Source organism: Brachybacterium horti (assembly GCF_054777615.1).
In genome coordinates this window covers 200752-225336 of record NZ_BAAHAM010000003.1, presented here as the reverse complement: position 1 = coordinate 225336, position 24585 = coordinate 200752, and the positions used below count along the sequence as shown (strand labels likewise).

Annotated in this window: 23 protein-coding genes and 1 riboswitch; of the genes, 9 read left to right on the top strand and 14 right to left on the bottom strand. The window is 74.0% G+C overall.

All coding sequences use genetic code 11. The features are described from left to right. The first annotated feature begins 16 nt into the window (after positions 1-16). Positions 17-1333: a type 2 periplasmic-binding domain-containing protein gene (locus ACYVAP_RS10445; RefSeq protein ID WP_498860594.1), complete on the top strand. Its 1317-nt coding sequence runs from the start codon at positions 17-19 to the stop codon at positions 1331-1333. 79 nt (positions 1334-1412) lie between these two features. On the opposite strand, the gene ACYVAP_RS10440 is transcribed toward ACYVAP_RS10445, so the two are convergent. Then, positions 1413-2360, bottom strand: coding sequence for an acyl-CoA thioesterase (locus ACYVAP_RS10440; protein WP_264450179.1), 948 nt, complete (start codon positions 2358-2360; stop codon positions 1413-1415). 41 nt (positions 2361-2401) lie between these two features. On the opposite strand from ACYVAP_RS10440, the gene ACYVAP_RS10435 reads away from it, so the two are divergent. Next, positions 2402-2881, top strand: coding sequence for an acyl-CoA thioesterase (locus ACYVAP_RS10435; protein ID WP_498860593.1), 480 nt, complete (start codon positions 2402-2404; stop codon positions 2879-2881). A 31-nt stretch (positions 2882-2912) separates the two neighbouring features. Here the strand turns inward: ACYVAP_RS10435 and ACYVAP_RS10430 are convergent, their stop codons facing one another. The 6 genes from ACYVAP_RS10430 to ACYVAP_RS10405 all read right to left on the bottom strand — a co-directional run bounded on the left by ACYVAP_RS10430 (position 2913) and on the right by ACYVAP_RS10405 (position 11752). Further along, a complete protein-coding gene (locus ACYVAP_RS10430) occupies positions 2913-3389 on the bottom strand; it encodes a globin (protein ID WP_498860592.1) in 477 nt (158 codons plus the stop codon). A gap of 13 nt (positions 3390-3402) precedes the next feature. Further along, a complete protein-coding gene (locus tag ACYVAP_RS10425) occupies positions 3403-4347 on the bottom strand; it encodes a mechanosensitive ion channel family protein (RefSeq protein WP_498860591.1) in 945 nt (314 codons plus the stop codon). A gap of 46 nt (positions 4348-4393) precedes the next feature. After that, complete coding sequence (pepN, locus tag ACYVAP_RS10420) at positions 4394-6949, bottom strand: M1 family aminopeptidase (RefSeq protein WP_498860590.1); 2556 nt, start codon at positions 6947-6949, stop codon at positions 4394-4396. A 295-nt stretch (positions 6950-7244) separates the two neighbouring features. After that, positions 7245-7862, bottom strand: coding sequence for a ribonuclease FAU-1 family protein (locus tag ACYVAP_RS10415; RefSeq protein WP_240811133.1), 618 nt, complete (start codon positions 7860-7862; stop codon positions 7245-7247). Positions 7863-8096: 234 nt separating this feature from the next. After that, positions 8097-9983 carry an ABC transporter ATP-binding protein gene (locus tag ACYVAP_RS10410; protein WP_498860589.1) on the bottom strand — a complete coding sequence of 629 codons (1887 nt, stop codon included), beginning with the start codon at positions 9981-9983 and terminating at the stop codon, positions 8097-8099. Then, positions 9980-11752, bottom strand: a complete 1773-nt coding sequence (locus tag ACYVAP_RS10405; protein WP_498860588.1) for an ABC transporter transmembrane domain-containing protein — start codon at positions 11750-11752, stop codon at positions 9980-9982. The genes ACYVAP_RS10410 and ACYVAP_RS10405 overlap by 4 nt, the downstream gene beginning before the upstream one ends. Positions 11753-11843: 91 nt before the next feature. Here ACYVAP_RS10405 and ACYVAP_RS10400 point away from each other — a divergent pair, with 91 nt between their 5' ends. The 4 genes from ACYVAP_RS10400 to ACYVAP_RS10385 are packed head-to-tail and all read left to right on the top strand — an operon-like array spanning position 11844 to position 15058. Further along, positions 11844-12452 carry a DsbA family protein gene (locus ACYVAP_RS10400; RefSeq protein WP_498860587.1) on the top strand — a complete coding sequence of 203 codons (609 nt, stop codon included), beginning with the start codon at positions 11844-11846 and terminating at the stop codon, positions 12450-12452. A gap of 34 nt (positions 12453-12486) precedes the next feature. Further along, positions 12487-12975 carry an RpiB/LacA/LacB family sugar-phosphate isomerase gene (locus ACYVAP_RS10395; protein WP_498860586.1) on the top strand — a complete coding sequence of 163 codons (489 nt, stop codon included), beginning with the start codon at positions 12487-12489 and terminating at the stop codon, positions 12973-12975. Beyond that, positions 12975-14027, top strand: coding sequence for an Fpg/Nei family DNA glycosylase (locus ACYVAP_RS10390; protein ID WP_498860585.1), 1053 nt, complete (start codon positions 12975-12977; stop codon positions 14025-14027). The genes ACYVAP_RS10395 and ACYVAP_RS10390 overlap by 1 nt, the downstream gene beginning before the upstream one ends. Before the next feature lie 11 nt (positions 14028-14038). Next, positions 14039-15058 (top strand): alpha/beta hydrolase family protein, encoded by a 1020-nt coding sequence (locus ACYVAP_RS10385; RefSeq protein WP_498860584.1) that lies wholly within the window; start codon positions 14039-14041, stop codon positions 15056-15058. Positions 15059-15223: 165 nt separating this feature from the next. On the opposite strand, the gene ACYVAP_RS10380 is transcribed toward ACYVAP_RS10385, so the two are convergent. After that, positions 15224-15559, bottom strand: a complete 336-nt coding sequence (locus ACYVAP_RS10380) for a cytidine/deoxycytidylate deaminase family protein (RefSeq protein ID WP_498860583.1) — start codon at positions 15557-15559, stop codon at positions 15224-15226. Positions 15560-15619: 60 nt separating this feature from the next. Between ACYVAP_RS10380 and ACYVAP_RS10375 the strand changes: the two genes are divergently transcribed. After that, the gene (locus ACYVAP_RS10375; protein WP_498860582.1) at positions 15620-16087 is read left to right on the top strand and encodes a GNAT family N-acetyltransferase; all 468 of its coding nucleotides are present in this window, start codon (positions 15620-15622) and stop codon (positions 16085-16087) included. On the opposite strand, the gene ACYVAP_RS10370 is transcribed toward ACYVAP_RS10375, so the two are convergent. The 6 genes from ACYVAP_RS10370 to ACYVAP_RS10345 all read right to left on the bottom strand — a co-directional run bounded on the left by ACYVAP_RS10370 (position 16060) and on the right by ACYVAP_RS10345 (position 22716). Further along, entirely contained in the window at positions 16060-16452 is a 393-nt protein-coding gene (locus ACYVAP_RS10370; protein ID WP_498860581.1) for an ankyrin repeat domain-containing protein, read from the bottom strand. The genes ACYVAP_RS10375 and ACYVAP_RS10370 overlap by 28 nt on opposite strands. After that, on the bottom strand, positions 16449-18482 hold the full coding sequence (locus ACYVAP_RS10365) for an ATP-binding cassette domain-containing protein (protein ID WP_498860580.1): 2034 nt from the start codon (positions 18480-18482) through the stop codon (positions 16449-16451). Before ACYVAP_RS10365 ends, ACYVAP_RS10370 begins: the two co-directional genes overlap by 4 nt. A gap of 10 nt (positions 18483-18492) precedes the next feature. Next, positions 18493-19083, bottom strand: coding sequence for an ECF transporter S component (locus tag ACYVAP_RS10360; RefSeq protein ID WP_264449638.1), 591 nt, complete (start codon positions 19081-19083; stop codon positions 18493-18495). A gap of 57 nt (positions 19084-19140) precedes the next feature. Next, positions 19141-19245: riboswitch (TPP riboswitch) on the bottom strand. Between the two features lie 14 nt (positions 19246-19259). Further along, positions 19260-19832 carry a hypothetical protein gene (locus ACYVAP_RS10355; protein WP_498860579.1) on the bottom strand — a complete coding sequence of 191 codons (573 nt, stop codon included), beginning with the start codon at positions 19830-19832 and terminating at the stop codon, positions 19260-19262. A 19-nt stretch (positions 19833-19851) separates the two neighbouring features. Continuing rightward, on the bottom strand, positions 19852-21822 hold the full coding sequence (locus ACYVAP_RS10350; RefSeq protein ID WP_498860578.1) for a M13 family metallopeptidase: 1971 nt from the start codon (positions 21820-21822) through the stop codon (positions 19852-19854). A 51-nt stretch (positions 21823-21873) separates the two neighbouring features. Beyond that, a complete protein-coding gene (locus tag ACYVAP_RS10345) occupies positions 21874-22716 on the bottom strand; it encodes a hypothetical protein (RefSeq protein ID WP_498860577.1) in 843 nt (280 codons plus the stop codon). Positions 22717-22818: 102 nt separating this feature from the next. Here ACYVAP_RS10345 and ACYVAP_RS10340 point away from each other — a divergent pair, with 102 nt between their 5' ends. After that, positions 22819-23856, top strand: coding sequence for an ADP-ribosylglycohydrolase family protein (locus ACYVAP_RS10340; protein WP_498860576.1), 1038 nt, complete (start codon positions 22819-22821; stop codon positions 23854-23856). Next, entirely contained in the window at positions 23853-24578 is a 726-nt protein-coding gene (locus ACYVAP_RS10335; RefSeq protein ID WP_498860575.1) for an endonuclease/exonuclease/phosphatase family protein, read from the top strand. The genes ACYVAP_RS10340 and ACYVAP_RS10335 overlap by 4 nt, the downstream gene beginning before the upstream one ends. Positions 24579-24585: the final 7 nt, after the last annotated feature.

Sequence of the window (24585 nt, the reverse complement as noted above, 5' to 3'; positions counted from 1 at the left end):
GGAAGGACCCCGCCCCGTGCTCACCCGCCGCCAGCTCCTGCACACCGCCGCCGCTGCGACAGGGGTGGCCGGGGCGGGCGTCCTCTCCGCCTGCTCGAAGCCCGAGGAGTCCGCGGAGCTCGCCGACGGCGACGCCCTGCGCATGCGGGTCTGGGACGACGCCGCCGCCTCCGCCTATCGCACGGCGCTCGCCGCCTTCACGGAGGACACGGGCCTCGAGGTGGAGGTCGAGGTGCTCGCCTGGGACGAGTACTGGAAGCAGGTGCCGCTCGACGCCGCGGCCGGCTCCCTGCCGGACGTGCTGTGGATGAACACCGCGAACCTCGCCCAGCTCGTCGACGCCGAGTCGCTCGTGGACGTCGGCGCGGTCGTCGGCAAGGACGTCTCCTCCTGGGAGACCGCCGCGACGGACCAGTACCGCCGGGCGGACACGCTCTGGGGCGTCCCGCAGCTCTACGACCGCAGCGTCCTGATCGCCAACCGCGATCTCCTGGACCCGACGGGCGCGGACCCGGCCGAGCTCGAGGCGGATCCCGCGGCGAAGAGCGACTCGCTGCGCGACGCCGCCCGGGCCGTCGCCGGGGGCGGGGCGAGCGACGACGGCGGCGGCGGCTCCGGTCGGATCGGCTTCAGCGCCCAGCCGGACCGCAGCGGCGTGCTCGGACCGTTCCTCGCGGGCGCGGGCGGCACCTGGCAGGACGAGGACGGGGCCTTCGACTTCGCCTCCGACGAGGGCGTCGCCGTCGTGCAGTACCTCGCCGACATGGCTGCGGACGGTCTCGCCCCCGCGGGCGCGGAGACGACGACGGACACCGCCTTCTGCCGCGACCTCTTCACCCAGGGCCGCCTGGCCCTGCTGCAGACCGGCACCTACGATCTCGCGGCCGTGAGCGACGGCGTCCAGGGCACCTTCGGGTGGACGGTGCACGAGGTCGTCGCCGGCACCGACGGCGCCCGGCCGCTCGTGCACACGGTCGCGGCGGTCGGCGCGGTCACGAAGGACGACGACCGCACCGCGGCGATCGCGAAGCTGCTGCGGTTCCTCGGGGGCGCGGACGCCCAGCGGCCCCTCGTCGAGGCGCGCCTCGGGGTGCCCGCGCACCGCGACCTGCGCTCGGCCTGGTCCGACGCCTGGGCGGAGCTGAAGGTCGACGTCTCCGAGATCGCGGAGCTCCCCGATGCGATCGCGACACCGGAGGTCGGCGTGCGCTCGGCGGACGGCACCGGCGCCGCGCTCGAGATCATCGCGACGATCTTCACCGGCGAGGCGACCGCCGCGGAGGCGCTCCCGAAGGCGCAGAAGGCCGCGACGGAGGCCGTCGGCCAGGGCTGAGCCGGCACCCCCCGGGAGCCGGCCGGGACGGCGGTCGGATCCGGTCAGACCAGATCAGATCAGGTCGGGTCGGGTCATGTCAGGGCCGCTGCTTGACCCGGATCATGCCCTCCTGGGTCACGGTCGCCACGAGATCGCCCTCGCGGTCGAACACCTGCCCGTGGGTGAGCCCGCGGCCGCCCGATGCGCTCGGGGAGCGCTGCACGTACAGCAGCCACTCGTCGGCCCGCACGTGGCGGTGCCACCAGATGGCGTGGTTGATCGTCGCCATCCGCAGGCCCGGCGTCACCCAGCTCAGGCCCTGCCGGCGCAGGATCGGCTCGAAGGGCGTGTAGTCGCTCGCGAAGGCGAGGATCGCGTCGTGCAGCAGCGGGGTCGCCGGCACCGGGGCGAGGGTGCGCATCCACACCATCTGCGTGTCCGTCGTGTGCGGGTCGCCCGCGCCGCGCGGGTCCGGGCCCAGGTAGATCGGGTCCGTGACGTGGCGGATGTCGATGGGGCGCTGGGTCGCCCAGTAGCGGGCGACGGGGTGGTCGATGCCCGCGAGCACCTCGGCCGTGGTGGGCAGGCCGTCGGGGGAGGGGGCCTCGGGGGCGCGCTCGGAGTGCTCGAGACCGTCCTGGTCCTCCTGGAAGGAAGCGGTCATCGCGAGGATCGTCCGCTCCTCCTCGCCGTCCTGCCGGCCGGGCTGGGTGGCGAGCACGCGCCGCACGGAGAAGGAGCCGCCGTCGCGGAGGTTCTCGACCTGGAAGCGGATCGGGTGCTCGGGGTCGCCGGGGGCGAGGAAGTAGGAGTACATCGAGTGGATGCGGCGTCCCTCGGGGACCGTGCGGCCCACCGCCGTGACCGCCTGCCCCATGACCTGGCCGCCGAACACGTGACCGCCCGGCTGTGGGTTCGAGCCGCCCTCGAAGGCGGCGACGGTCGACGGTGTCGCGGTGCGCTCGTCGAGCTCCGCGGGGCGCAGGTCCAGGAGGTCCAGGAGTCCCTGGGCGATCGTGGCGGGGGACGGGTCCGGGGTGCTCATGCGGGGAATCGTACTGGTCGCAGCCGCCTACGATGGCTCCCATGCATCTCGATCTCACCATCCCCGTGCGCTGGACCGACCTCGACGCCTACGGGCACGTGAACAACGCCGCGATTCTGCGGCTGCTCGAGGAGGCCCGCATCGCGGCCTTCTGGCAGGTGCCGGAGGACCAGATCGCCCTCGGCGCCGAGGCGCCCCCGGCCGCGCTGCCCGTCTCGGGCGCCGGCGCACCGGTGAGCACCGTCATCGCCTCCCAGCGGGTGGAGTACGCCCGCCAGCTCGGCCACCGCCGCGACGGCGCCGTGGTGCGGCTGTGGATCTCGCGGATCGGCGGGGCGAGCCTCACGGTGGACTACCTCGTGCTCACCGCCGACGACCCCGACGGCGCCGCGCCGTACGCGCGGGCGCGCACCGTGGTCGTCATGGTGGACGCCGTGAGCGGGCGCCCGGTGCGGCTCGACGCCGCGGCCCGTGAGGCGCTCGCACCGTTCGCGGGCGAGGGGCTCGCCTTCCGCGACTGACGCTCCGCGCGGGGCGGGTCGCCGCCGGCGCTCAGGAGAGGCGGTCGGGGATCTGCTGGCCGGCCATCGGCGCGGCGCCGCCGTCGACCGTGTTGACCATCGAGTGAGCGGCGCGCTCGAGGTAGTCCCACAGGGTCGCCTCGTGCAGCGGCGAGAGCTCGAGCGAGTCCACGGCCGCGCGCATGTGCGCGAGCCACGCGTCCCGGGCGGCGGGGGAGACGGGGAAGGGTGCGTGGCGCATGCGCAGCCGCGGGTGGCCGCGCTGCTCGCCGTAGGTCTTGGGCCCGCCCCAGTACTGCTCGAGGAAGGTCTGCAGGCGCACCTTCGCGGGCCCCAGGTCCTCCTCGGGGTACATGGGGCGCAGCAGCTCGTCCTCCGCGACACCCGCGTAGAAGCGGTCCACGAGCGCGGTGAAGGTCGCATGCCCGCCCACCGCCTCGAAGAAGCTCGGGCCGGGACCGGAAGGCTCGGCGGGACCGACGGGGAGGCTGGGACGGGGATCGGTCATGACCGGGATGCTCTCACTTCGGGAGGTTGTCGGAGAAGCGGGGCTGCGCGAAGGCGACCCCCGCCTCGTGGAAGGCGGCGCGCACACGCCGGCGCAGCTCCTGCTCGGCGTCCCACTGGGCGCCCGCCTCGACGGGCACGACGATCCGGCGCTGCACGCGCGAGCCGTCCACGCCGAGGATGCCGCTCACGGTGGGCTCGCCGGTGACGCGGTCCGACCAGGCCGGATCCGCGACGAACTCGTCGGTCACGCCCTGCAGCAGATCGGTCACGGTGGCGTGGTCCGCCTCGGCGTCGATGTCGAACAGGGCGACGGCGTTGGAGTAGCCCTGGGTGAAGTTGCCGATCCGGATGATCTCGCCGTTGCGCACGGTCCACAGCGTGCCGTCGAGGGAGCGCACCTGGGTGACCCGCAGGTTGATGCCCTCGACGGTGCCGGTCGCGTACTCGAGATCCACGGTGTCGCCCACGGCGACGAGGTCCTCGAAGAGCATGACGATGCCGGCGACGACGTCCTTGATGAGGGTCTGCGCGCCGATGCCGGCGGCGAGGCCCACGACGCCGAGGGAGGCGATGACGGGCGCGACGTTCACGCCGATCTCGCTGAGGATCATCACCGACGCGATCGCCCAGATGACGAGTCGCGAGACGTTCCGGGCGACGCTCGAGAGCGTCTCCGTGCGCTGCTCCCGCCGGGAGCGGGCGGCCTTCGCCTGCCGGGAGTCCCGCTTCGTCATCGAGCCGGCGACGGTGGACAGCCGTGCGGAGGACTGGCTCATCGTGCGGAAGAAGCGCCGGATGAGCCAGCCTGCGACGGCGCTGATCACCGTCGCCGCCACGAGGATGACGACGATGGTCAGGCCTGAGCTCAGGAGCCAGCCCCAGGCGGAGTCCAGAAGGGTCAGCGCGGCGTCCGGGGAGGTTGGCGCGGACAGGTCCGGGAGTGCGCGATCGTCCATGCCGCGACTCTATCCATGCCCACGCCGACCGTCGCCCAGGGCGTCCTCAGGCGTGATCCGCCTCGCGCACCCGCAGCTGGCGGGCCACCGTGTCCCGGCCCTCGATGATCACGCGGCGCAGCCCGAAGGGGGCGTCCTCGTGGTCCGCGAGCCAGGCGTCGGCGTCGTCGAGCACGGACTGCCCGCCGAAGGTCGACGGGAAGTAGCCCTGGACGATCCGGTTGGCGATCTCGCTCGACCGGTCGGCCCAGACCCCGTCGATCATCGAGAAGTACGCGCGCTCGTAGGGGGCGAGCAGGGCCGGGTCGACGACGCGGCGCAGCCCCATGACGACCGCGGTGACGGACTCGTTGGCGAGCTCGTCACGCTCGACGGTGCGCCGCCAGGCGTCGGCCTTGGCCTCGGAGGTCGGCAGTGCGGCGTGCGCCGTGAGGGCGGACTTCCGGCCGGACTGCGTGTCGTCGTCCGCGAGCACCGCGTCGATCCCGGCGGCGTCGATCCCGCCGAGCGCCGCGAGGCCGATGACGAGCTTCCAGCGCTGGTCGGTGTCGATCGTGCGGCCGGGGAGCGTGCGGGAGCCGTCGAGCAGGCCCGCGAGCACCTCGCGATGCTCCTCGGTGGAGGCGAGGCGGGCGAAGGTCTCCACGAGCTGCAGCTGGGTGTCGGAGCCGGCCTCAGCGGCCTCGGCGAGCTCCCACACGGCGCTCGCGGCGCCCGCGGTGCGGGCGGCCCGCTCGGACTGCGCGGCGAAGGGACCGGCCACGGACTCGAGCTGCTGGAGCAGGGTGCGCACCACGCTCGAGGAGTCCTCCCCGGTGAGGTTCGCGAGCACGAGCTCCTGGAAGCGGCGGCTCGGCAGCTCGGCGTCGCGCACCATGTCCCACGCGGCGGACCACAGTAGCGTGCGGGCGAGGGGGTCCTCGAGGTCGCGCAGGTGCTCGGTCGCGAGGGCGAGGGAGGCGTCGTCGAGACGGATCTTCGCGTAGGCGAGGTCGTCGTCGTTGACCAGCCAGAGGTCCGCGCGCCTCCCGACCAGCTGCGGCACCTCGGTGAGCGGGCCGTCCACGTCGAGCTCGACCTGCTCGGTGCGCACGAGGCGCCCGTCCTGGAGGGAGAAGCCGCCCACGCGCAGGCGGTGCGCGCGCAGCGTCGGGTGCTCCTCCGCGGCCTCCTGGGCGATCGCGAAGCGGGTCACGGCGCCCTGGGCGTCGCGCTCGACGACGGGGCGCAGCGTGTTGACCCCGGCGGTCTGCAGCCACTGCCGGGTCCAGGCGCCGAGGTCGCGGCCGCTCGTCGCCTCGAGCTCGACGAGCAGGTCCTTCAGCTCGGTGTTGCCCCAGGCGTGCTTCGCGAAGTAGGCGCGCAGACCCTCGAAGAAGGAGTCCTTGCCGACGTAGGCGACGAGCTGACGCAGCACGGAGGCGCCCTTCGCGTAGGTGATGCCGTCGAAGTTCGTCTCGACCGCCTCGAGGTCCACCATGTCCGCGACGATCGGGTGGGTCGAGGGCAGCTGGTCCTGCCGGTAGGCCCAGGCCTTCTCGGAGCTCGCGAAGGTGGTCCAGGAGTCCGTCCAGCGGGTCGCCTCGGCGCTCGCGAGGGTCGAGGCGTACTCGGCGAAGGACTCGTTCAGCCAGAGGTCGTCCCACCAGCGCATCGTCACGAGGTCGCCGAACCACATGTGGGCGAGCTCGTGGAGGATCGTGAGGTCGCGGCGCTCACGGATCGCGTCGGAGACCTCGGAGCGGAACACGTAGGACTCCACGAAGGTGACGGCGCCCGGGTTCTCCATCGCACCCATGTTGTACTCCGGGACGAAGATCTGGTCGTACTTGCGGAACGGGAAGTCCTGGTCGAAGGCGTCCTCGTAGAACTCGAGGCCGCGGCGGGTCATGTCGATGACGTACTCGGCGTCGACGTGCTCGGCGAGCGAGGCGCGGGCGTAGACGCCCATCGGGATGGTGCGGCCGTCGCGCGAGGTCACGGTGCCCTCACCGCCGCGGTAGTCCCCCGCGATGAGCGCGACGAGGTACGTGGAGATCGTCTCGGTGGGCTCGAAGGCCCAGGTCGCGACGTTCTCGCGGTGGGAGAGCGGGACCGGCTCCGGCGTGGGGGAGTTGGAGATGACGCGCCAGTGGTCCGGGGCGGTGACGGTGAGACGGAAGGCGGCCTTGAGGTCCGGCTGCTCGAAGCAGGCGAACATGCGGCGCGCGTCGGAGACCTCGAACTGCGTGTACAGGTAGACCTCGTCGTCGACCGGGTCCACGAAGCGGTGCAGGCCCTCGCCCGTGTTCATGTAGACGCCGTCGGCGAGGACCCGCACGGTGTTCTCGCCCTCGCGCACGGCGGGGAGCTTCACCCGGGCGCCGTCGAAGCGGGAGGAGGGGTCCTCGAGCAGCTCTCCGTTGAGCTCGATCTCGTGGACGGTGCGGGCGATGAGGTCGAGGAAGGTCTCCTCCGCGGCGCTCGCGGTGAAGGCGATCGTGGTCTCCGTGCGGAAGGTCTCCGGCCCGGTGGTGAGGTCCAGTCGGATGTCATAGGTCGCGGTGGAGAGGAAGGAGGCGCGGCGGCGCGCCTCCTCGCGGGTGAGGTTCTCAGAGGTCATGGGTGCCATCCTGCCACCGCTGTGTCCGGGGTCTCCCGCGCTCGCGCGGCCGAGGGCTGATGGTGGCCGATCTGTGACGTGAGGCTGTCACGTCCGCGGTGGGCGCCATCGGCCCGGCGGGGTGTCCGGAGCGGACCATCACGAGCCAGGGGCACCCTGGACCGTCGCCGACGCGCTGCTCGCCGAGGACGCGATCTGCTCCCGCGCGAACGGATCGCCGCGAGCCCCGGCCTCCCGCGCCGGGAGCGGGTGTGTTGCGCCGTCCGCCCCGTGACGGGCGGGGCCCTCCAGGAGGTCAGCGCCGCGTGAGGTCCACGTCCCAGGTGTAGTGCGCGGGAAGGCGCGGGACGGGCCAGCGCGGGTCCGGGAAGAAGTACTCGTAGCCCGCGGAGAACGGATACGCCCAGCGCTCGATGTGCTCCTCCGCCTGCCGTCCCGCCGCGCGGATCTCCTCGACCTCCTCGGGGGAGAAGTAGCCGGTGCGCTCGGCGCCCTCGAGCTCGTCCTCGTCCTTGTAGTGCCAGTCCCGGCGGGGCAGGACCACGAGGTCGAGGACGAGGTCGCGCGTGCGCACGCCCTCCTCGGTCCGCTCGTAGGGGGTCTCGAGGTTCACGTAGTAGCAGCCGAGCGAGCCGTCGTCCTTGTAGAACAGCCAGACCGAGTAGGGCGAGTCCGGCAGACCGATCATGAGGATCCCGTTGCCGGTCCACAGCTGCTTGGACTGGATCCGCGGCGCGGTGAACATGCCCTCGTCGCCGGCGCGGCGCAGGGCCGCCCCGGATTCGAGGACGGGCAGGAGCACCTCGGTGCCCGGGGCGATCCAGACGACGATGCCGCGCTCGTCGTCGAGCACGACGGTGCCCGGCCTGACGGTGCGCGTGGGGTGCTGAGGGGTGTAGTAGGTCCAGGTCACCTGGTCTCCAGGCGACCACCGTGATGTGGTGGACATGGTGGGGTTCCCGGCCGGCTCGGCCTCCACGGGCGCCCCGTTCCGTCCGGCCGCGGGGCCGGGGCTTCACTGCCCGCGAAGGGGAAGGAGTATGGGCCGACCATACCGCGACCACCCCGTTCGCGGTGCGGGCGACCCGCCGTCGATCCGCGCCGGGGTCCCGGGGGTGGGAGCGCCCCGGGACCGGAGAGCGTCGGCTCAGTCCTCGCCGCTCCAGGCGGCCCAGAGCCGGGCGTACACGCCGCCGCGGTTCACGAGCTCCCGGTGGGGGCCCTGCTCGACGACGGCGCCGTCGGCCATGACGAGGATCCGATCGGCGTGCTCCGCCTGGGAGAGGCGGTGGGCGACGATCACGGTGGTGCGGCCGCGGGCCACCTCGAGCGCGGCGCGCTCGAGAACCCGGGCGCCCGAGGAGCCCTCGTCGGCCGTGGCCTCGTCGAGGACGAGCACCGCCGGGTCCTGCAGTGCGATGCGCGCGAGCGCCAGCTGCTGGGACTGCTCCGCGGTGAGCCGCTCGCCCTTCTCGCCCACCTCGGTCTCCAGACCCTTCGGCAGCGCGAGCGCCCACGCCTCCGCATCGACGATGCGCAGCGCCTCCCGCAGCTCCTCGTCGCTCGCCTCCGGGCTCGCGAGGCGGAGGTCCTCGGCGAGGGTCCCGCGGAAGACGTGCACGTCCTGGCTGACGATGCTCGCGTGGCCGCGCACCGACTCGAGGTCGGCATGGGCGAGATCGGCCCCGCCGTGGAGCACCCGGCCGTGGCGCGGCTCGAGGGTGCCCGCGATGATCGAGGCGAGCGTCGACTTGCCCGCACCGGAGGCGCCCACGAGCGCGATCGTCTCGCCCGCGGCGATGTCGAGGTCCATCTCGCGCAGCACCACGCGCTCCTCGCCCTCGGCATCGGTCCCGTAGGCGTGGGAGACGCCCTCGAGGCGGATGCCCGCCCCGGCCGGGACCTCGTCGCCGGGGGAAGGGGCGGGGTCGATCGCGTCGATGACGCCCACCATGCGGGTGAGCGAGGCGGCGGCGGACTGCACGTCGTCGAGGCTGAAGATGAGGTTCATCATCGGCCACAGCAGGCTGATGAGGTACAGCGCCGCCGCGGTCACGAGGCCCACCGGCGCACCGGAGACGTTGACCATGACGTAGCCGAGGATCAGCACGAGCGCGATCGCGATGTTCTCCGGCCACACCATGACCTTGACGAGCTTCGTCACGAGGGTCATCACGCGCATGCCGAGCACCACGGCGGTCTCGGAGAGCACCGCGACGTGCCGGGTCTCCCGCTTCTCGATGCCGTACGCGTGCACCGTGGGGATGCCGTGGATCGCGGAGAGCAGGCCCTGGGCGCGGGCGCCCATGGCGACCCGCTCCCGGCGGTAGATCGGCGCCGTGCGGCGCAGGTACCAGACCGCGGAGCCCACGTACATCGGCACGACGACCACGACGAGGATCAGCAGCCACGGCGAGAGCACGACCATGCCCACGAGGGTCACGACGACGTAGAAGCCCATCTGGATGAGGTTCGGGACGACGTTGTTCACCGCACGGGCGGTGACGTCGACGTCGTCGGCGACGCGGGAGAGGGCGTCGCCGATCCCCGTGATCTCCATGGTCTGCGCGGGCAGGTCCAGGGCGCGGTCGATGACGTCCTCGCGCATGCCGGCGAGGATCCGCTGGCCGAGCGCGCTCACGAGCGACCAGCCGAGCGCGGCGAGGACCGCCTGCAGCACGCCCGCGAGCATGATCAGGCCGCCCTGGCGCCAGAGCGCCGCGGAGCCCTCGCCGGACTGCACGACGTCCACGGCCCCGCCGATCAGGCGCGGCATCCAGGCGGCGGCGACCGCGCCCGCGGTGACCACGAGCAGCGTCGCGAGCGTCATCCAGCGGTAGCGCCAGAGGCGACCGCCCACATGGCGCAGCGCGGTGGGGACATCCGCGATCGGGAGGATCTGGGCGTGCTCGTCGAGCTGGCGGCGGGCGGTGGCGTCCGCCGCGAGGACGTCGTCGGTCGAGGCGTCCCAGTCCACGAGGCGGAGGTCGGCCAGACCGGTGGGGCCCGTGGGGGCCGTGCGCTGAGCGGTCATCGCTGCACCATCTCCCGGTAGTCGTCGCGGTCCATGAGGTCCTGGTGGTCGCCGGCGGCGGTCACGCGGCCGCCGCGGAGATAGACGACCTCGTCCGCCGCGCGCAGCAGCGCGGGCGCACGGGTCACGAGCAGGGTCGCCCGGTCCTCGAGGTGGCGGGCCGCGACGAGCGCCTCGGCGATGTGCTGCTCGGTGACCGCGTCGACCGCGGTGGTGGGGTCGTGGAGGACGAGCACGGGGGCGTCCGCCGCGACGGCGCGGGCGAGCGCGATCCGCTGGCGCTGACCGCCGGAGAGGTTCGCGCCGCGGTCGAGGATGCGGGTGTCGTAGCCGTCGGGCAGGATCCGCAGGAGGTCGTCGGCGCCCGCCGCGTGCAGCGCACGGTCCTCCCAGCCGGGACCGGAGCCGTCCGGCACCCGGGTCGCGAGCTGCTCGCGCAGCGTGCCGTCGAAGAGGTCGACGACGTGCGGCTCCACGAGGAGGTCCGCGCGGGTCCGGAAGCGCTCCTCGGCGGTGACCTTCATGTCGCCGAGGCGCACCCCGGCATGGCCGCCGCGCCCGCTCACGGCGGCCACGACGGACTCTGCGTCACGGGCGTCGGCGCAGGCGAGGGCGATCACGCGTCCGTCGGGCACGACGAGGTCGAGACCCTGCAGGGTGCCCGTGTCCACCCCCTCCAGGCGCAGACCGCCCACGCCGGGGCGGCGCTCGCCGCGGCGCTGCTCGCCGCGGTCGTCATGGGCGTCGCGGAGCGCGGTCAGAGTGAGCTCGGGGTCGTCGATCGTGCGGCCGAGGTCCGCGAGCAGGTCGCGGACGCGCCGCCCCGAGGTGGACATCGAGGCCCACCACACGGGCAGGCCCGAGAGGCCCTGCAGCATGCCCATGTTCGAGCGGGCCACGCCCACCACGGCGATGAGCGTGCCGATGGTCATCTCGCCGGTGATCGTGCGCTGCGAGGCGATGATGACGACGGCGGCCATCATGCCGGCGGTGACGAGGGTCGTCAGGCCGCCGGCGATGCCGGAGAAGCGGGCGTTCACGAGCGCCGCGTCGAGCGCGGTGCGCGAGCGGCGGCGGTACTGGGCGCGGGCGCGGGACTGCACGCCGAGGCCCTGCAGCACGCGCAGGCCGTGCACGAGGTCCGTCGCGGTCGCGGCGGCGTCGGCCGCCTTGGACTGCTGGGCGTCGTAGCGCGCGGAGAGGATCGGGGAGATCACCCGGATCACGATGATCATCACGACGATGCCGATGAGCGTCGCGACGCCGAGCCACGGATCGAGCCAGGCGAGCCAGCCGCAGGCGACGAGCACCACGGCGGAGGCCGGGAACGCCCAGGGCAGCATGTCCATGACGTCGGAGGCCTTGTCCGCGTCGGAGGTCGCGATCGAGAGCACCTCGCCGGAGGGCCGCTGGACGGGCGTGGAGCGCGGGTCGAGCACGGCGCCGGTGACGGCGACGCGCAGCCGGTGCCGCTCGAACATGCGGGCGCGCTGCGAGGCGGCGAACATGACGGTCCACGCCCATGTGCTCACCAGGCGCATCGCGAAGATGCCGGCGGCACCCGCGATCGTGAGGACGAGGTCGCCGCGCACGATGCCGGCGTCGATGATGAGGCCGACGAGCACGGGGACGAGCATGTCCACGCCCTCGACGACGAAGGACAGCGCCATGATCCAGGGGATCCGGCGGCGGTGGCCGCGCACGATCGACCGCATCACCGAGGGAGCGGCGGAGCGGGAGGGCGAGGGGGAACGATCACGGCGGGGCACCAGGGAATCCAACACCGGCGGACGCCCCTGCGCAACGCCTTTTGCGGGGTGACAGAATGGGGGCTCACCACCGCGAGAGAAGGAGCCCTCCATGAGCGCGCGTCCCGTCGAGCTGTTCTTCGATCCGATCTGCCCCTGGGCCTGGATGACCAGCCGCTGGCTGCTCGAGGCGTCGCAGGTCAGGGAGGTGGAGATCACCTTCTCCATCATGTCCCTGGCCGCGCTGAACGAGGGCCGCGATCTCCCCGAGGGCTACCGCCGCTCCATGGACGACGCCTGGGGCCCCGCCCGCACCGCGCTCGCCGTCGCGCAGCAGGGCTCGCAGGAGGACCTCGCCGCCTTCTACACGGCCTTCGGCACCGAGTTCCACGTGGGCGGGAACGGCGACCGCCGGGCCGCCGCCGTGGCGGGTCTCGCCGCGACCTCGCTCGGCGCCGATCTGATCTCCGCCTACGACGACGAGTCCCTCGACCCCGAGCTCCGCTCGCGCCAGAAGGCCGTCATCGAGCTCGTGGGCGACGAGGTCGGCACCCCCGTCATCTCCTTCGGCCCCGGCCGTGCCTACTTCGGTCCCGTCATCTCGCCCGCCCCCAAGGGCGAGGAGGCGGGCACGCTCTTCGACGGCCTCGAGCTGATGACCCGCACCGAGGGCTTCTTCGAGCTAAAGCGCACCCGCACCGTCGGCCCCATCTTCGACTGACCCGCCCCACCCCGCGAAAGGCACCACCACCCCCATGCGCGTCCACATCGGCACCGATCACGCCGGCTTCGAGCTGAAGAACCGGCTCATCGCCTCCCTCACCGCGAAGGGCCACGACGTGGTCGACCACGGGGCGTTCAGCTACGACCCGCTGGACGACTACCCCTCCTTCTGCACCGATGCCGGCGAGGCCGTCGTCGCGGACCCGGGCTCGCTCGGCGTCGTGATCGGCGGCTCCGGCAACGGCGAGCAGATCGCCGCGAACAAGGTCAAGGGCGTGCGCGCCGCGCTCGTGTGGAACGAGGACACCGCGCGCCTCGCCCGCGAGCACAACGACGCGAACGTCATCTCCGTGGGTGCCCGCCAGCACTCCGAGGAGGAGCTGGAGCACCTCATCGACCTCTTCCTCGCGGAGCCCTTCAGCGGCGAGGAGCGCCACCAGCGCCGGATCGACCTCGTTGCCCGCTACGAGACCACCGGCTCCTACGACCAGGGTGCGGGCTCCGCCGACGCCGCCTCCTGATGCCGGAGGGGCACACCGTCCACCGCCTCGCCGCGGCGCTGCGCCGCGGGTTCGGCGGGCAGCGCCTCCGCATGTCGAGCCCGCAGGGCCGTTTCCCGGAGGCCGCGGCGCTCTCGGGCATGGTGCTGCTCGAGGCGGAGGCGGCGGGCAAGCATCTGCTGCTGCACCTCGGCCCGGAGGAGGGGCTCGCCCCCGGTGCGCCCGGCACCCGCATGGTGCACGTGCACCTGGGCCTGTACGGCTCGTGGACCTTCGCGGGCGAGTCGGCCTTCGCGAGCGCCCACGCGATCGGCGCCCCGCGGCTGCGGGTCGGCGAGCGGGAGGAGGCCCTCCCCTCGGATGGCGGCACCGGGGCCGACGACGCCGCGACCGGGTCCTGGCGGGAGATCATCCCGCGCGAGACGGTGCGCCTGCGGATCGTGGGGGAGAAGGGCCTCGCCGACCTCACCGGCCCCACCGCCTGCGAGCTCTATGACCCGTCCCAGCGCACCTCCCTGCTCGAGCGGCTGGGACCGGACCCGCTGCGCGCGGACGCGGATGCGGACCGCTTCGTGGACCGCGTGCTGCGTTCCCGCACGGCGATCGGCACACAGCTGATGGACCAGTCCGTCGTGGCGGGGATCGGCAACATCTACCGCGCCGAGCTGCTGTGGCGCGCGCGGCTGGATCCCTGGGTGCCGGGCCGGGACCTGTCCCGCGGCCTCGTGACCGGGATCTGGGAGGATCTCGTGCCGCTGATCGGCTACGGGGCCCGCACGGGCAGGATCGTCACCACGCAGCCCGAGCACCGGGCGATCGAGGCGAGGATCGTGGAGCCGCGCCGCGCGACCCGCCAGAACGGGGACGAGCGTGAGGGCGTGGTCCCGCGCGAGGAGTCCTTCTACGTCTACCACCGCCAGACCCTGCCCTGCCGGGTCTGCGGCACCACGGTGCGCAGCGCCCCGATGGCGGGACGCACCGTCTACTGGTGCCCTCGCTGCCAGGGCGTGCGCACGCGCCGCTCGCCGTGGGCGCGCGAGCACCCGGCGGCGGGATGGGCGGCGGCGGGCTAGGGTCGCCGGTCATGGACCCCGACGCGCTCCCGCCGCTCGCCCCGCTGCTCGGGACCGGCCGCCTCCCCGTCGGCGACGGGCACGAGATCGCCTACGAGACCTCCGGCGACCCCGACGGCGTGCCCGCCCTCTACCTCCACGGCGGTCCGGGAGGGCGGCTGAGCTCCGGCTACCGGCGCAACGTCCCTGCCGATCGCACCTACCTCGTGGGCCTCTCCCAGCGCGGCGCGGGGGAGAGCACGCCGAGCGCCGGCGCGCCCGGGCCCGTGGACCTCTCCGCGAACACGACCGCCCACCTCGTCGCGGACATCGAGGCGCTGCGCGAGCACCTCGGGATCGACGCCTGGATCGTCCAGGGCGTCTCCTGGGGATCGACCCTCGCGATCGCCTACGCGCAGGCCCATCCCGAACGCGTGCGCGGCGTGGTGCTCATGGCGGTCACCTCGACCTCCCGCCGGGAGGTGGAGTGGATCAGCGAGGGCGTCGGCGCGCTCTTCCCCGAGGCATGGGACGAGCTCGCCGTGCTCGCCGAGGAGCGGACCGACTACCGCCGCGGCGGGGACCTCCCCCTCGTCGAGGCCTACCGGCGGATGCTCACCGCGGAGGACCTCGAGCTCGTGGACGCCGCCGCCCGCGCCTGGAACGCCTGGGAGGACGAGCACATCCGCATCGGCATCGGGCAGGCGGCACGCTCCCACGCGGTGCCCGAGGACGAGCCCGTGGCCGAGCACGCCCGCGGCTTCGCCCGGCTCGTCACCCACTACTGGGCGCACGACGGCTTCGTCGCGGACTGGGCCGTGCCCTGGGGCGCGGCCCCCGGCAGCGGCCTGCTGGGTGGCATGCAACGCATCGCCCATGTCCCCGCGGTGCTGATCCACGGCCGCCGCGACGTCTCCGGCCCCGTGCTCACGGCCTGGGAGCTGCACCGGGCCTGGCCCGCGAGCGAGCTCGTGGTGGTCGAGGAGGAGGGCCACGGCGGCCCCGTGATGGCGGGCGCCTGGCGGGAGGCGATGGACCGCCTCACGCGGTGACGGGCTCCGCCCTCTCCGGCGTGCGGCTCCCGGTGACGCGGCCCAGCAGCCACGCGAGCACGAGCGCCACGAGGATCCCGTTCAGCGGGGCGATGCCGAGCGCGAGGGCGGCGCCCGCCCCGTCGGTCGTCTCCGCGTCGGGGGTGCAGAGCGGGGAGTGGGGGCTCAGCGCTCGAGCTCCGCGGCCTCCATGCCGACGTCCTCGCTCCAGATCTCCGGGCGCTCGGCGATCATGCGCTCCATGAGCGCCACGCATTCCGCGTCGTCCACGACATCGACCTGCACACCCCGATCGCGCAGCAGCGCCTCGGACATCTCGAAGCTCCGGTTCTCGCCCACCACGATCCGCGGGATCTCGTACAGCAGGGACGTGCCCGCGCACATGATGCACGGCGAGAGCGTCGTGGAGAGCACACTCCTGCGGTACACCGGGGCGCTGCGCCGGCCGGCCCGCTCGATCGCATCGGTCTCGCCGTGCAGGATCGCGGAGCCACGCTGCACGCGCTGGTTGTGGCCCGCGCCGAGACCGGATCGACGCCTCCGGTGTCGTACCGTGGGACCATGTCCGACCTGCACTCCGCGCACCTGCGCGACATCGATCCCACCACCGTGTACCTCCTGGCGAAGCTGCGTCAGGACGTCTTCACGATGGAGCAGGGCGCCACTGATCCCGACCTCGACGGCCGGGACCTCGAGGACGGCACGACCATCCTGTGGATCGAGGCGGGCGGTGTGCCCGCGGCCCACATCCGCGTGCTGACGGAGGCCGACGGCACCCTGCGGATCGGCCGTCTCGCGGTCGCCGCCGCGCACCGCCGCGACGGGTTCGGCGGGCGGATCATGCGCGCCGCCCTCGACCTCACCGAGAAGATCGCCCCCGAGGCCGAGGTGCACATCGACGCCCAGGCCTACCTCGAGAAGTGGTACCAGGGCATGGGCTACGAGACCGTGGGCCCGATGTTCCTCGAGGCCGGGATCGAGCACGTGCCCATGGTGTTCCGTCACCCCAGCAGGTCGACGATCTCCTGACGCCCGAAGTACGCGGCGGTGTCCCTCGCGCTCGGGGTGCCGGCCGCCGGATCGGCGCCCGCGTCGAGCAGCGCCTGCACCACGGCCGTGGCGCCCTTGAAGGCGGCGCCCGCGAGCGGGGTCTGCCGACGGTCGTTCGCGAGGTCCACGTCGGCCCCGCGAGCGGCGAGACCCCGCACGAGCTCCGCGTGCCCGTGGTAGGCGGCGAGCATGATCGGGGTGTTGCCCGCGGCGTCCTGCATGTCCACCGGGGCACCCTGGTCGATGATGGCGAGGAGCGCCGCGTCGCCCTGGCGGGCGAGGTCCATGATCTGCTGGGCGAGGGCCACGACCTGCTCGTCGGCAGGATCGGTCTGGTCGTTCATCCGGGCAGGCTAGCCCAGAGCAGCTGCGCGAGGGCGGGCCAGACCAGCAGCAGGACCGCGACCGCGCCGCCCACGAGGTCCGCCCGGGTGAAGCGGCTGGGCAGCGCCCAGGTGCGCCGGGTCGCGGTCGCGAAGCCGCGCGCGTCGAGGGCGAGGGCCTGCTGCTCCGCACCGCGCAGGGAGTCCACGAGCAGGGCGAGGGTCGCGCCGGCGAGCATCCGCGGGGAGCGGCGGCCGCCGCGGCCGCGCAGCACCCGGGTCGAGGTGATGATCTCCCACTGGCGGCCCGTGTGCCCGGCCCGCACGAGCGCCGCGACGACCGCGACGACGGGCCGCGCCGGCCAGCGCAGCCGCCCGCCCAGCGCGTCGCCGAGGGCCGTGACGTCCAGGCTCGTGAGCGCGATGACCCCGGGGGCGACGAAGGCGGTGATCCGGCAGGCCTCCTTGAGGCCCAGCAGCCAGGCCTCACCGCTGAGCGCCGGGGCCTCGCCCAGCAGGGCCGTCGTCCAGGCGAGGCTCACGGCGGAGAGCAGCACCGGGGCGAGCCGCCAGACCGCGCCGCGCACGGACCGGAGCGCGAGCGGCGCGAGCAGCACCGTGGGCAGCAGGGCGAGCAGCCCGCCCTGCAAGGTGGAGACGGCGTAGGAGCCGACCGCCGCGAGGATGCCGATCAGGCAGAGCGTCAGCGGGTTCAGGGCGTCCGCGGGCCGGCGCGCGGCGCGGGGGACGGGGAGGATCCGACGATCGGGTTCGGCGGAGGCCCCGGGGGCGGGGGGCGTTGCCCCGGCCGACGCGCTCGCCGCCGTCGGGGCGGGGGAGGGGGTGCCCTCCAGGTTGTGCCGGGACCCGGCGGCCGCGACGAGCACCGGGTCGTGGGAGGCGGCGACGACGGCGGTGCCACGGTCTCGGGCCTCCTCGAGCAGGGCGAGGACTGCCGCTCGCCGCTCGGCGTCCAGGCCCACGGTCGGCTCGTCGAGCAGCAGCACCTCGGGCCGCGCCGCGAGGGCGGCGATGATCGCGAGGCGTCGCTGCTCGCCGCCGGAGAGCCGATGCGGGTTCGCGCCGGCGAGATGGGCGAGGCCAGCGCGGTCCAGCAGCGACTGCGTATCCGCCGCGGCCGCGGGATCCGCTGCGTCGCCGAGCTCACCGCGCACGGTCGAGGCGAGGAAGAAGTGCGCCGGGTCCTGGGGGACCAGCAGCAGCGAGCCGGGCCGCCGGCCGGCCTCCGCGGCGAGGGAGCGCAGCAGGGTCGTCTTCCCCGCGCCGCTCGCCCCGGTGACGGCGGTGAGCAGGCCCGGATCGATCCGCAGCTCGGCCTCCGGGGCCGGGCCCGGGGCGGGCTCCGTCTCCTGCAGCTCGGGACGCCGGGCGAGGACCTCCGCGGGTGGGCCGTCGGCGAGCACCTGCGCGCCGGGGCCCAGCACGACGATCCGGTCGAGGTGCTCCCGCCACGGCTCCACGTGGTGGTCGGCGATGACGAGGGTCCGCCCGGCGGAGGCCTCGAGCACGGCGCGGCGCACCGCGGCCGCCGCCGCCGGATCGAGCATGCTCGTGGGCTCGTCGAGCAGCATCGCCTCGGGGTGCAGGGCGAGGGCGCCCGCGAGGGCCACCCGCTGCTGCTGCCCGCCGGAGACGGCGAGCGGGTCCCGGGAGCCGTCGACGTCGACCGCTGCGGCCTCCAGGGCGCGCCGCACCCGCTCGTGGATCTCGGGGCGGGGGAGGGCCGCGTTCTCCGGGCCGATCGCCGCGTCGCGCGCGACGGTCGCACCGACCACCGCGTGCGCGGGGTTCTGCAGCAGCAGCCCCCGCTCCCCGGGGCGGGAGGGCCCGGCGGGGGCCTGCTCGAGATCCCCGGCCTCGGGGTCGAGCAGGCCCGCCAGGGCGCGCAGCACGGTGGACTTCCCGCTCCCGCTCACCCCCGTGAGCAGCACCCTCTGCCCGGCGGGCACGCGCAGGCGCAGGCCGTCGAGAGTGGGCTCGTCGCGGCCCGTGGGGCGCCAGCGCACCCCGTCCAGGAGCAGGTCCCTCACGCAGCCGCCCTCACGAGACGGTCGTGGCGGCGGCGCGGCGCTCGCGATCCCGGTCCCGGCCCGCGGGCAGCGCGTCGAGGGCTCCCGTCGCGCCGAGGGCCCGCACGGCCGCCCAGCCGAGGGCTCCGCACAGCAGCGCACCGGAGACCAGGAAGAAGGCCAGCAGCAGAAGGGCGAAGGTCCAGCTCATCTCGGGGTAGTAGGAGAAGCGCTCCCACACCCATTCGAGCGCCGCCGCGATCACGCCGCCGAGCATCGCGACGGGCAGCGTGAAGCGGCGGTAGACGAAGAGCAGGAAGCCGATCTCGACGCCGCCGCCCTGCAGCAGGCCCGAGACGACGGTGCCCCAGCCCCACTGGCCGCCGAGGATCATCTCGAGGGTCGCGGCGACGAGCTCCGCGAGAAGCGCCGCGCCGGGCTTGCGCACGATGAGCGCGGCGAGCACGGCGGGCAGGAACCAGATGCCCGCGAGGATGCCCTCGGCGGGCTTGAAGGCCGCGGTGAGCGGCCCGATCAGCGAGTACAGGGCCCCGTAGCCCAGGAACGCGACCCCGAAGGCCGCTCCGATCGCGACGCTGACCAGCAGGTCGATCGTCCTCATGCGTGTCATTCCGACTCCTCTCCTCGTGGAAAGGGGCGTCGGGGCACCGGAGGCGCCGCGACGGATATCCCGACTCCCTCCGCCGGCATGACCCGGTTCAGGTTCGAGGGTCTGCGCATGCGCGCACTCTCAGCACCGTGCGGTGCTCCCCTGTCAGTGGATGACCGCGGGCCAGTCTACCGCCGCGCGCGGATCGCCTGGTCGATCGCCTCCGCGGTGGACCGCGGGTCCGTGGGGGAGAACAGGTAGTGGGTGCCGCCGCGACCGATGATCTCGACCTGGGTGCCCGGCCGGGTCACGAGCAGGCGGTAGGTCGCCTGCGTCTCGGCCAGGGTGAGGGTGCGGCGCGAGCCGACGGCGGTGAGCTGCTCCGGGGCGGGGGTCAGCGCGCGGCCGCGACGCCAGCCGTAGCCGCCCACGGTGACGCCCACGACCGTGGCGTCCAGCTCGCGCAGCTGCACGCCGCGGAAGTCCTCGACGGGCCAGGTGGCCTGCGGCCAGAACCCGCCGAGGCTCACGGTCACCCCGCGGCCGTCGACCAGGATGCGCGTCGCATGGTGCATCCACGTCCACACGGCGAGCAGCGCGAAGAGCACGGCCGCGGCGACCAGCAGCGGCGGCGGGACGGTCGCCCGCACGAGCGCGAGCACCAGCAGCACGACCCCGGAGGCGGCGGTGAGCGCGATCCGCGTCCAGCCCACGGCCGAGGGCCGGGTCGTGTCGGTGTACGAGGGCGCCTCGGGCCTCATGCCCGCCCCGCGTGCGCGCTCACCAGATGCGGACGCGCTCGGCGGGCGCCCGGTACATGCCGTCGCCCTCGCGCACGTCGAACGCCTCGTGGAAGGCGTCGAGGTGGCTCACCACCGTGTTGCAGCGGAACTCCATCGGCGCATGGGGGTCGATCGCGAGCCGGCGGATCGCCTCCTGCGGCCGGGTCAGCCCGCGCCACACGGTCGCCCAGGACCAGAACACGCGCTGCAGGCCGGTGAGGCCGTCGAGCTCGGGGGATCCCTCGCCCGCCGTCGCGAGGTAGGCCTTCACCGCGATCGTGAGACCGCCGAGGTCGCCGATGTTCTCGCCGACGGTGAGGGCGCCGTTGACGTGGTGGGCGTCGTCGAGGTCCCGGGGCGAGAGCGCCGAGTACTGCTCGATGAGGGCCGCGGTGCGCTCGTCGAAGGCGGCGCGGTCCTCCTCGGTCCACCAGGTGACGAGGTTGCCGTGGCCGTCGAACTTCGAGCCCTGGTCGTCGAAGCCGTGGCCGATCTCGTGGCCGATCACGGCGCCGATCCCGCCGAAGTTCACGGCGTCGTCGGCCTCCGCGTCGAAGAACGGCGGCTGCAGGATCGCGGCGGGGAAGACGATCTCGTTGCGACCGGGGTTGTAGTAGGCGTTGACCGTCTGCGGGGTCATGTGCCACTCGGTCTCGTCGACCTCGCCGCCCACCTTCGCGTACTCGAACCCGGCGTCGAAGCGGCGCGAGGCGCGCACGGTCGCGACGAGGTCGCCCTCGACGATCTCGAGGCCCTCGTAGTCCCGCCAGGTCTCCGGGTAGCCGATCTTCGGGACGAACAGGGAGAGCTTCTCGAGCGCCTTCGCGCGGGTCTCCTCGGTCATCCAGTCCAGGCCCTCGATCGAGACGCGGTACGCCTCGAGCAGCGCGGCGACCAGACGCTCCATGTGCGCCTTGTGCTCCGGCGGGAAGTGGCGGGAGACGTACTCGCGGCCCACCTCGAAGCCGACGGCGCCCTCGACGAAGCCGACGCCGCGCTTCCAGCGCTCACGCAGCTCCTCCGCGCCCGAGAGCACGGTGCCGAAGAAGGCGAAGTTCGCGTCGACGAGCGCCGCGGGGAGATAGGGGGCGTAGGCGGAGACGGTGTGCACGGCCATCCAGGCGCGCAGCACCGCGAGGTCCTCGGCCGCGAGCAGCTCGGCGGCCGCGGAGACGAACTCGGGCTGTCCCACGGAGACCACGTCGAAGGTCCCCGCGGGGGCGCCGGTCCCCTCGACGAAGGCGTCCCACGGGAAGGCGGGGGCGAGCTCCGCACGCTGCGCGGCGGTCATCGGGTTGTCGGACTTCTCGCGGTCGCGCACACGGACGACGTCGACGTGGCACGCGGCGAGGCGGGTCTCGAGATCCAAGACGGCCGCGGCGAGCGCCTCGGCGTCGCCCTCGGGGAGGCCGGGGCGGCCGGGGAGGTCGGCCAGGCGCGCGAGCTCGGCGAGGTGCGCGACGTAGGCCTCGCGGATCGCCGCATAGGACTGCTCGCGGTAGTAGGACTCGTCCGGCAGACCCAGACCGCCCTGGTGGATCTTCACCTGGTAGCGGCTGGAGTCGTGGTCGTCGGTCCACACGTAGGCGAGGACGGCGGAGGTGCCCGAGTCCGGGGAGGCCATGAGGCGCACGAGGTCCTCGAGGGAGGCCGCCTCGCCGATCCCGCCCAGCAGCGGCTCGAGCGGCGCGATGCCCGCCGCCTCGATCGCCTCGGTGTCCATGAACATCCGGAACAGGCGGCCGATCCGTCCCGGCTCCTCCGCGCCCGCGGCATCCTCGACGATCTCGCGGACCTGCTCCTCCGAGAGGTCGCGCAGCGCGTGGAAGGCGCCGTCGGTCGAGCGGTCCGCGGGGATCGTGTGCTCCCGCAGCCACGTGCCGTTGACGTGGCCGAAGAGGTCGTCCTGGATCCTCACCGCCTCGTCACGGGTGCTGAGGTCGAGGCCGGAGGGGCGGGGTGTCGTCATGAGGGCGACCTTTCTGACGGTCAGCGGGCGAGGGCGGTGGTCGGGCGTGGGTCAGGCGGTGGCGAGACCGAGGACGGCGAGCAGCAGGGTGAGCACGCCCACGCCGAGCGGGACGTACGCCCAGGCGGTGCCGGCGCGCTCCGCCGGCGGGCGGCGCTGGAGCACGAGCGTGGAGAGGCCGGAGCCGATCGAGAGCACGGCCGTGCCGATCACGAGCACGGGGGAGAGGATGACCAGCACCGTCGCCCCCACCTGGAAGCAGGCGGTGCCGATGACGTCGAGCAGGCGCATGACGACCGTGGAGCGGGCGCCCACACGATGGTGCAGGAGCGTCGCCACGGCGTCCTCCGCCCACTGCGAGGGGCTCGCGATCCGGCGCCGGGTGGAGACGGTCTGCGCGGTGGCCAGCACGAGCCACACGATCGCGGCGCCCGCGCCGATCCACACGCCGAGCTCGCCGCGCAGCTCCCCGGGCCACAACAGCAGGCCCAGCAGCACGGACGCCACGCGCAGCAGCTCCTCGACCGTGCTGCGCACGGCGAGCAGCCCCGGGTTCACGGCCAGCTGGCGGCGCGTGCGGCTCACGAACAGGCTCGTCACCACGAGGGAGAGCAGGTGCGCGGCGCCGAGCCCGAGGCCCAGCACGAGCGGCAGCGGGGTCGAGGGCGCCATCGGCAGGATCGCGAGCAGCAGGACGACGATCACGACGGGGATCAGCAGCGCGACGATCGAGAGCCCGCGCACGAGGTCCCGGACGAGGTCCGCGCCCGTCGGCGGATGGTCGTGGTCGGAGTGGTCGTGCGGGTCGTGGGCCGTGTGCGGATCCTGCGGCGTCGCGGCGCAGGAGTCGGCGGTGCCCTCCACGCGGGGGGAGGTCCCCGGGGTCTCGGTCATGGAGCTCCTTCTGGTCCCCACCAGGGTACCGGGATCAGGGTGGCCCCGATCCGATGTGCGACGATGCCCCCTGTGACGTCGGACGGCAGGAAGGTCGAGGGCATGGGGCTGACGCCTGCGCAGAGGCAGCGAGCGCTCGGTACCGTGGTCGCCGCGGCGACGGGGGACGCCCTCGGCGCGCCCTACGAGTTCCAGGCGCCGGTGGCCGCCTCCGACGACGTCGACATGGTGGGCGGCGGCATCCTCGACTGGCAGCCCGGCGAGTGGACCGACGACACCTCGATGGCGATCGTCGTGCTCGAGGCGGCGGCGACGTCCCCGGGGCTGCACGACCTCCGCGTCGACTCCGCGCAGGACCAGATCGCCCGCGAGTGGTACTCGTGGTCCCTCGGCACCCCGGACATCGGCACCCTCACCTCCTCCGTCATGCGCCGCGCCGCGGACAACGCCCGTGAGGACGGCCACTTCGCCCCGCGCGCCGCGGACCTCCGCCGCGCCGCGGAGGCCGCCCACGAGGCGACGCCCCGCAACGCCGGCAACGGCTCGCTCATGCGCACCCACGCCGCCGTGCTCCCGTACCTCCTCACCTCCGAGGACGACGCCGTCTCCGGCATCGAGGCCGTGTGCACGCTCACCCACGTCCACCCCGACACGGTCGAGGCGTGCATGCTCTGGGGCCTTGCCGTGCGCCATGCGGTGCTGACCGGGGAGATCGACGTGCGGCGCGGCCTCGAGCGGCTCGACGAGGACCGTCGCGCCTTGTGGAGCAGCCGCATCGACGAGGCGGAGGGCGCCGCGCCGGAGGACTTCCGGCGCAACGGCTGGGTCGTCCACGCCTTCCAGGCGGCGCTCGCCGCCGTCCACGGCGCCGGGCCGATCCCCGAGGACCGCTTCGCCCGCCGCGACATGCTGCGCCGCGTGCTCGACTCCGCGGCGCGCGCCGGCTACGACACCGACACCGTCGCGTGCATCGCGGGTGCCCTCGCCGGCGCCGCCCTCGGCGTGAAGTCCGTGCCGCCCGAGTGGCGGCGCATGCTCTTCGGCTGGCCCGGCTACGAGCTCGACGAGCTGGTCAGCCTCACCGACCGCGTGATCGGTCCGGTCGGGGGTGCCGGCGAGGGGCGGGAGCGGTCTGCATGAGCGACGCCGGCTGGGACCTGCGGATCCTCTCCTGGAACCTGTGGGAGCTGCGCGGCGACCTCCCCGCGATCATCGACACCGTCGAGGACCTCGCCCCGGACGTCCTGCTCGTCCAGGAGGCGCCGCGCTTCGTGCTGCCGCGCGCACGGCTCGGCTGGTTGTCCCGGCGGCTGGACCGGCGCGTGCTCGTGGGCGGCGGGGCCCGCGGCCGCGGCCTCGCCGTGCTCGGGACCGATGCGGTCGCCGCGCAGGTGGTCCGCCGCGGGGCGCACGGGGTCTCCCAGAGGGTCTCGGACCTGAACTCGACCTACCCGCGGGGCGTCGCTGCGCTGCGGCTCTCCGTCCCGGAGGGGGACGGCCGCTCGGTCGTCGTCGCCGCGACGCACCTCGCCCTGCAGGAGGACAACCGCCGTGCCCACGCCGAGCACCTCGCCGCGCTCGTGCGCGGCGCCGGGTCGCCGGTGATCCTCGGAGGGGACCTCAACGAGACGGCCGACGGCACGGCCCGCACGCTGCTCGCTCCGCTGTGCGACGATCCCGCCGACCAGGGCGAGTGGACCTTCCCGGCGCGCCGGCCGCAGCGCCGGATCGACGCGGTCCTCGCCTCGCCGGGGGTGCGGGTCCGGGCGGCGCGGTCGGTGCACGCCACGGAGCGCGTGAGCCGGGACCGGCTGGCAGGGGCCTCCGACCACCTGCCGACCCTGCTCGACGTCACCCTCTGAGCGTCAC

Bases quoted from the DNA above. Each gene is read 5' to 3' on its own strand.
- ACYVAP_RS10440 (WP_264450179.1), bottom strand. From the start codon at position 2,360: ATGAGCACCCCGGACCCGTCCCCCGCCACGATCGCCCAGGGACTCCTG.
- ACYVAP_RS10435 (WP_498860593.1), top strand. From the start codon at position 2,402: ATGCATCTCGATCTCACCATCCCCGTGCGCTGGACCGACCTCGACGCC.
- ACYVAP_RS10430 (WP_498860592.1), bottom strand. From the start codon at position 3,389: ATGACCGATCCCCGTCCCAGCCTCCCCGTCGGTCCCGCCGAGCCTTCC.
- ACYVAP_RS10425 (WP_498860591.1), bottom strand. From the start codon at position 4,347: ATGGACGATCGCGCACTCCCGGACCTGTCCGCGCCAACCTCCCCGGAC.
- pepN (WP_498860590.1), bottom strand. From the start codon at position 6,949: ATGACCTCTGAGAACCTCACCCGCGAGGAGGCGCGCCGCCGCGCCTCC.
- ACYVAP_RS10410 (WP_498860589.1), bottom strand. From the start codon at position 9,983: ATGACCGCTCAGCGCACGGCCCCCACGGGCCCCACCGGTCTGGCCGAC.
- ACYVAP_RS10400 (WP_498860587.1), top strand. From the start codon at position 11,844: ATGAGCGCGCGTCCCGTCGAGCTGTTCTTCGATCCGATCTGCCCCTGG.
- ACYVAP_RS10395 (WP_498860586.1), top strand. From the start codon at position 12,487: ATGCGCGTCCACATCGGCACCGATCACGCCGGCTTCGAGCTGAAGAAC.
- ACYVAP_RS10390 (WP_498860585.1), top strand. From the start codon at position 12,975: ATGCCGGAGGGGCACACCGTCCACCGCCTCGCCGCGGCGCTGCGCCGC.
- ACYVAP_RS10385 (WP_498860584.1), top strand. From the start codon at position 14,039: ATGGACCCCGACGCGCTCCCGCCGCTCGCCCCGCTGCTCGGGACCGGC.
- ACYVAP_RS10375 (WP_498860582.1), top strand. From the start codon at position 15,620: ATGTCCGACCTGCACTCCGCGCACCTGCGCGACATCGATCCCACCACC.
- ACYVAP_RS10370 (WP_498860581.1), bottom strand. From the start codon at position 16,452: ATGAACGACCAGACCGATCCTGCCGACGAGCAGGTCGTGGCCCTCGCC.
- ACYVAP_RS10360 (WP_264449638.1), bottom strand. From the start codon at position 19,083: ATGAGGACGATCGACCTGCTGGTCAGCGTCGCGATCGGAGCGGCCTTC.
- ACYVAP_RS10355 (WP_498860579.1), bottom strand. From the start codon at position 19,832: ATGAGGCCCGAGGCGCCCTCGTACACCGACACGACCCGGCCCTCGGCC.
- ACYVAP_RS10350 (WP_498860578.1), bottom strand. From the start codon at position 21,822: ATGACGACACCCCGCCCCTCCGGCCTCGACCTCAGCACCCGTGACGAG.
- ACYVAP_RS10345 (WP_498860577.1), bottom strand. From the start codon at position 22,716: ATGACCGAGACCCCGGGGACCTCCCCCCGCGTGGAGGGCACCGCCGAC.
- ACYVAP_RS10340 (WP_498860576.1), top strand. From the start codon at position 22,819: ATGGGGCTGACGCCTGCGCAGAGGCAGCGAGCGCTCGGTACCGTGGTC.
- ACYVAP_RS10335 (WP_498860575.1), top strand. From the start codon at position 23,853: ATGAGCGACGCCGGCTGGGACCTGCGGATCCTCTCCTGGAACCTGTGG.